This window comes from Methanoculleus sp. UBA303 (genome assembly GCA_002501655.1).
In the GTDB taxonomy this organism is placed as follows: Archaea; Halobacteriota; Methanomicrobia; order Methanomicrobiales; family Methanoculleaceae; genus Methanoculleus.
Map to the genome: position 1 here is coordinate 24,301 of DANY01000027.1, position 6,236 is coordinate 30,536.

Below are 6,236 nucleotides of genomic sequence, written 5' to 3' on the forward strand. Positions count from 1 at the left end.
AATGGAATGCTTAACGTGGGGTTGATGTCACAAGTGAGGGTCAGGCAGGTGAGGCGATCAGGCCTGCCTGACCGCCTGCATGATCTCCCGATACATGGTATCCGCGATGCCCGGGTCCTTTGACTCGATCATGATCCTGATCATCGGTTCCGTGCCCGACGCCCGCACCAGCGCCCAGGCATCGTCCCTGACGATCTTGATGCCGTCGATCTTCTCGATGGTCTCTCCTGAGAACGCCTCCTCGACGGCGCGGACCAGCGCGGCCGGGTCCCGGGCGTGGTGCTTCTCCTTGACTAGATGGTATGCAGGGAGTTCGTCGAGGATATCCGAAAGTTCCCTGCCGTTATGGCTTGCGAGGACCGCTACCATCATGGCGGCGGTCATGCCTCCGTCCCGGCAGAACTGGTGGTCGGGATAGATCAGGCCGCCGTTTCCTTCGCCCCCGAAGGAGACCTTCTTCCCCTGCCGGATCAGTTCGATCATCCTTCTTGCGACGTAGATACTTCCCACGGGGGTGTAGTCGACGGTACACCTGTGTTTCTCTGCTATGTCCTGGATCAACCGGGAGGTGGCGACCGGGGTGACCACGAGCCCGCCGCTGTTCCTGCCGCAGACATAGTCCTCGACCAGCCCGAACTCGTAGTTCTCTTCTATATAGCATCCCTTGTTATCAACGAAGACCGCCCGGTCAGCGTCGCCGTCGTGTGCCACACCGAAGTCGGCACCCGTGGCGACGACCATCTCCGAGAGGGGCTGCAGCCCCTCTGGGGTCGGTTCGGGCATCCGGCCCGGGAAGGTGCCGTCGAGCCGGGCGTTGATGGTATGGACCCGGCATCCCATCCGCTCAAGGATGATCGGGGTCGTGAGCGCCGCGGGACCGGAACCGGGGTCGACGACGACGGTCATTCCCTTGCCGATGCCTGCCGGGAAGTGCCCCACGACGGCTCTGATGTACTCCTCGATCCGGTCGGGTGCGGCGGTCTCCGCGCCGACGTCCTCCCATGAGACCGCGACAAACTCACTGGCGAAGAACCGGTCTTCGAGCCGGATGATCTCGTCATCGGACATCTCGGTGCCGTCGGCCTCGATGATCTTCACGCCGTTGTACTCGGGTGGGTTGTGGGACGCGGTGATCATCGCGCCGCCGTCAAACTGGTTGGTCTTGATGATGTACTGCAGGGCCGGTGTGGGGAGAATGCCCATGTCCACCACGTCGCACCCAGTCATGAGGAGCCCGGCCTTGAGGGCGTGGGCCAGGGCTTCACCGGACGTCCTTGTGTCCCTGCCGACGGCTATGGTGCCTTTCCTCATCGATCCGAGCGCGGCGCCTATCTTGAGGACGAGGGCAGGTGTCATCTCCTCCCCGATCACGCCCCGCACGCCGTTTGTTCCAAACATCCGTTTTCCGTTTCGCATCTCCGTCACTTCTCCACGTCGTGTAGTTCCTGTTTCAGCCGGTCGATAGCACTGCTGGCAGCGGCGAACGCCTCCTCGCGGTGCTCTGCCAGTATAGCAATGTAGGTTATATCTTCTCCGGCATAGAGCCGCCCTTTCCGGTGGTAAAACCGTGCGCCGATGATCCCGGGGACCGCTTCCATCTCTCTCCTGATGCTCTCCGTCAGGGCGTCGACGGTCTCGTCGAACTCCAGGTATTCGGTCCGTTCGGTCCCGGTCCATTCCCTGACAAGCCCGCTGAACGTGAGGACGGCCCCGGCATGCGAGACGCCGCACTCGCGCCTCAGTTCCCGGACCAGCCCCTCGACGGTGTAGTAGTCCTCGAACTCCAGAAGTGCGGCGAGCACCTCATCGACCGAGGGGTTTCGGAGAATGACGTTCTCGCTTTCGAGGTCGCCTATCACTACCCTTGGGAACAACCGGGTCTTGAACCCTTCAAGTATGGCATATTCGACCCCGGCGTTGCAGAAGAACTCCAGGGTGGAGTCGAGGTCGTTCTCGCGCCTGACGAGGACCGATTTCTCTTCATCGACGCCGCCGGATATAGCGGCATGCGATTCATAGTATATGGTAGTGTCTTTTCCGGGTTTGAGCACAAAGCCGTGATGTCCCAGGTGCTTGACCACTCCGACGCTCCCGTGTGCGGAGAGCGCTGGAATCAGGCTCTTTATAAACGTGGTCTTCCCGGCGTTTGAGCGGCCGACAATCTGAATGACCTTCATGAATCCTCATCCTCTGTTGGGCTCTCTCCTTCATTCTCCTGGCCGGGCCTGGACTTTAAGATGACCGATGCTGCCTCGGCCACGCCCCGCATCACCTCGGTGATCCGGTCCTCGACGTCGATCTCGTCATCGATGTTCAGGCTCGTTCCCTCCACCTCCAGCAGGAACCTGGCGACCTCGCTTGCCTCGAAGAGGATCTCATCGAGCTCTTCCGCGGTAAAAAAGCCGCACATGGCCCCATAGAAGAACGTGGCTCCTGCTTTCTTGACCTTCTTCTTAAACGAACTCCTGGCCTGGTTAACTGCCTGCGGTGTGTAGGAGTCGACCATGAACGGGCAGAGTTCCGGGAGGTTCTCACCGATGAACGTCATCTCCGAGCCGCTGGTGGTCTTGAAGTCTGCGCAGAGGCGGGCGATCGCCCACTCGCGGGCGGTGATGTGGGTGTGTTTGCGCAGGAACTGGTTGACCCGCTGGTAGGTGGCGCCGTCTACTTTCTTGAATTTCTGATACTTGTTCGGATCTTTGCGGTTATCTGGCTCTTCCATTTTCTATACCCTCTTTGTCGGTTTTGATATTTCAATAAGGCTGGTTGAGGGATGGTTCCCCGGCCGGGATGGCGATTGAGAGGACTGTGCATGTTTGCGGGGTCCGGCTGAGTGTACGCTCCGCAGGTCGTGTGGTTTGTCCTGTCTCATCGTATATATAGCATCATGCGGTTTATGTCTGTCTCTTTGATCCCGGGGCTGGAATGGGTATTTGGTCTTTTCAGGTAGGGCTTATGGTCAATCGGGGCATAATGGGGGTTATCCTGGCCTGTCGTGAGCCGGCCCCTCGCCCGGCGATGCCGGTGGGCAATCGTCGGACCTCGCCCCCCCGTCCCGACACCGGGCACGTTGGGGTATTGCCACCGGGTGCGCCCGGTATACTATGCATGAGTGCCTGTTCGGGTGCGGGTTGCAACGCTCCGCTGTGAATAGCCGCCCGGGTTTTGGGACCCTCGTATCGTGGCTGCGGGGCCGGATCACGGGCTTCGGCATAGGTAAGGTCTTCCGCGCTGATGATCGGGCGTCTAAACTCCTCTGTGGGGGTCTTTTATATGTGGGCGGGGTCTGCAGGTTGCGCGGCACCGACGATGCTCCTGGTTCGTTCACTTTCACACCGCACGGTAAGGAGTTCATATACCTGCAAGAGAACGTATTCAACAGGGTCTGCTCCCCGTCCACCCGGGATGGCAGCCCCATACCTCCTAACGCCAATACCTCCTGTATCACCGAAAATATCCTTTTGGGATCCGGGATGAAATTGGTCCGCCTCCCTGGTTTCCGGGCGATCTCTGAGAAGATACTCCGAAGAGATGGGCCCGGGGCCCTTTTCGCCGGGGACCCAGGGTTGCCTGATGTCACGGCACGACTCCGACAAGATCGATCTTCGCTTTCTGTTTGAGGAACCGGACCCGTATCCGCTTGCATCCTGGCTTTGATAGGTTTCCTTCTTTCGGGTTTGTTGAATTCCTCCCCTGGGTGCAATCCTGGGGACGCGGCTTCCCGCCGGGCATCGCCATGACTGCCCCCACCCCTCAGGGGGGACGAGCGTATCGCCCAGGGCGATAGCCACCACGGTCCAGTCCCCGGATGAGCCCCGGGACGATCCGGGGCAGGCGCCCCCTCATCGGGGGATGAGGACCAAAACAGGGTTTCAACAGCGCCCTTCTTTCTGGTTTGCCCCGTGGGAGCACGCGCTCCGCGGGTCCCGGCCGGGTGGGACGCGGCCCTCTTGCAAATCGATCTTTTGATGCAGGCCCATGCGATCGTGACTGGCGGCCCTGACGGGGCTCCCCGGGTAAAATCCATCTTGCGGGGAATAGTGATTTACCGCAATCTTGATATTCTTCGTTATTCTATTCATTATACGATGGAGAATGCACTCTTCTCAGAATGGCTGGATCGCTTCAGTGGCTACCTTCGGATGCGGAACTACTCGCCCCGGACCATCAAAAAATACGGGCAGACCATTCAGCGCTTCGCCCGGTACGCCTGGTTCCGGCAGCACCCGGATTCGAACGGGGTTCCGTTTGATGAAGCGGCATTCTCGGATGTCCTTCTGGATGCGGATGTCAACGTTTCTGCTGCCCTCGTTACCGATTTCTTCTCCTCGCTCTCGGAGACGCGGAACTATAAGCCGAAGACCCTTCATCGGATGATATCAACGCTCTCCTCGTTCTACCGCTACCTCTACACACAGGGGGTCGTGGTCGCGAACCCCATGCTCGGCGTGGAGCGACCCCGGATCAAAAACCAGGAGTTGAAATACCTCAAACACAGTCAGGTGATCCGCCTGCTCAAAACGGTTCCGGAGGGGCGGGATCGGTTGATCGTCCGCCTGATATACGCCACAGGCGTCCGTGTTTCGGAACTCTGCGCCATAAATGTCGAAGACATCGATTTCGAGGAGCAGACGATCCGGGTGAAAGGAAAGGGGGATAAGATACGGACCGTCTTCGTCGACGAAGAGACACTTGAAGAGATCGAATGGTTCATCGGCAACATGATCGAGGGCCCGCTCTTTCTGGGTCAGCAGGGTAACCACATCTCCCCGCGGACCGTCCAGCATCTCTTCAGGCAGTATGCCCCTGCCGGGATTACGCCGCATAAAATCCGGCATTCATACGCGAGCGAGCTCTACCGGCGGTCGAAGAACCTCCGTGTCGTGCAGGAGAACCTGGGTCACTCCTCTATCAAAACAACCGAAATCTACCTGCATACTGACATCGAGGAGCGAAGAAGTGTCTATCGGCAGTATTTCCCTCTCTCAAACGAGAAGAGTGAGGAGTGAACCTGTCCGGTCGGGTGGTGCCTATAAACTGCCTGATGCTATATGGGTGGGGGGTGACGATGAGACTCCTCGGAGTTGCCGGGCGTTGTCGTATGAGCCGGGGGCGCTCCGTGCTTTGTTGTCGCGGCATTCCCGTGCCTCGATCTCCCTTCTTCCCCGGCCCTCTCTGGCAACGCTCAAATCACTGGAGTGCCTATCGTATCGGTATGCGCTACATCGTCACTGGTGGGGCGGGATTCATCGGGTCCAACCTCGCAGAGCGGCTGGCACGAGACCACGACGTCGTGATCATCGACGACCTTGCTACCGGGCGGCGTGAGAATATCGAGCACCTCGTCCGCCACCCCCGGGTAACGTTCATCGAAGGGAGCGTTACCGACCTCGTCCTGCTCACCGATGCCTGTGCCGGGGCAGACGGCATCTTCCACCAGGCGGCCATCGCCTCTGTTCCCCGTTCCGTGGAAAAGCCCCTGGAGACGAACGAGGTGAATGTGGCCGGAACCGTGAACGTCCTCTGGGCCGCAAAGGAGTGCGGCGTTCCGACGGTTGTGGCGGCTTCCACCTCGGCGATCTACGGCGACGACCCGGCCTTCCCCAAACGCGAGACGATGGCGCCGACGCCGCTCTCCCCCTATGCAGTCTCGAAACTCGCGGGCGAGTACTACGGGAAGGTTTTTTCGGACCTCTACGGTATCCGGGCGATCTTCCTCCGCTACTTCAACGTCTTTGGCCCCCGGCAGGACCCAAACTCCGAGTATGCGGCGGTGATCCCGAAATTCATCACCCGGCTGCTCGACGGGAAGCCGCCGATCATCTACGGTGACGGGGAGCAGACCCGGGACTTCATCTTCGTCACCGACGTGGTGCAGGCGAACATCCAGGCGATGGCGAGCGGTGCCTCCGGCGTCTTCAACATCGCCGGGGGTCGCCGGGTCAGTCTCAACGAACTCGCTACAGATCTCTCGGAGATAACCGGCATGCACGCCCGGCCGCTCTACGAACCCCTAAGACAGGGGGATGTCCGTGACTCGCTCGCTGATATATCACGGGCCAGAGACGCCTTCGGTTTTTCTCCGCGTTACTCGGTCGATGAGGGGCTCCGCGAGACTGTGGCGTGGTTCCGGGACGGCGGCTGTCCATAACCGCTCTTCCGGGGTTGGGAGCCGGCCTCAGGCACCCTGCCGACCATCCTGACCCGCCTCACTCCGGTAGTGCCCTACGAAACAA

Annotated in this window: 5 protein-coding genes; 2 read left to right on the forward strand and 3 right to left on the reverse strand. The window is 60.0% G+C overall.

What is annotated here, in order from left to right:
• Nucleotides 1-57 precede the first annotated feature (57 nt).
• From glmM to BP846_RS05615, 3 genes are read right to left on the reverse strand one after another with little or no spacing between them, the layout of a single operon-like run.
• Entirely contained in the window at nt 58-1,416 is a 1,359-nt protein-coding gene (glmM, locus tag BP846_RS05605; RefSeq protein WP_292393255.1) for a phosphoglucosamine mutase, read from the reverse strand.
• Between the two features lie 5 nt (nt 1,417-1,421).
• Nucleotides 1,422-2,177, reverse strand: coding sequence for a molybdopterin-guanine dinucleotide biosynthesis protein B (mobB, locus tag BP846_RS05610; protein ID WP_292393257.1), 756 nt, complete (start codon nt 2,175-2,177; stop codon nt 1,422-1,424).
• Nucleotides 2,174-2,722 carry a DUF5806 family protein gene (locus BP846_RS05615; RefSeq protein WP_292393259.1) on the reverse strand — a complete coding sequence of 183 codons (549 nt, stop codon included), beginning with the start codon at nt 2,720-2,722 and terminating at the stop codon, nt 2,174-2,176. Before BP846_RS05615 ends, mobB begins: the two co-directional genes overlap by 4 nt.
• Before the next feature lie 1,366 nt (nt 2,723-4,088).
• On the opposite strand from BP846_RS05615, the gene xerA reads away from it, so the two are divergent.
• Both xerA and BP846_RS05625 read left to right on the forward strand, forming a co-directional pair.
• A complete protein-coding gene (gene xerA / locus BP846_RS05620) occupies nt 4,089-5,009 on the forward strand; it encodes a site-specific tyrosine recombinase/integron integrase (protein ID WP_292393261.1) in 921 nt (306 codons plus the stop codon).
• A gap of 206 nt (nt 5,010-5,215) precedes the next feature.
• Nucleotides 5,216-6,151 (forward strand): SDR family oxidoreductase, encoded by a 936-nt coding sequence (locus BP846_RS05625; protein WP_292393263.1) that lies wholly within the window; start codon nt 5,216-5,218, stop codon nt 6,149-6,151.
• Nucleotides 6,152-6,236 lie beyond the last annotated feature (85 nt).

Excerpts from the sequence above, each read along its gene's own strand:
- glmM (WP_292393255.1), bottom strand. The coding sequence starts at position 1,416 with ATGCGAAACGGAAAACGGATGTTTGGAACAAACGGCGTGCGGGGCGTG.
- BP846_RS05615 (WP_292393259.1), bottom strand. The coding sequence starts at position 2,722 with ATGGAAGAGCCAGATAACCGCAAAGATCCGAACAAGTATCAGAAATTC.
- mobB (WP_292393257.1), bottom strand. The coding sequence starts at position 2,177 with ATGAAGGTCATTCAGATTGTCGGCCGCTCAAACGCCGGGAAGACCACG.
- xerA (WP_292393261.1), top strand. The coding sequence starts at position 4,089 with ATGGAGAATGCACTCTTCTCAGAATGGCTGGATCGCTTCAGTGGCTAC.
- BP846_RS05625 (WP_292393263.1), top strand. The coding sequence starts at position 5,216 with ATGCGCTACATCGTCACTGGTGGGGCGGGATTCATCGGGTCCAACCTC.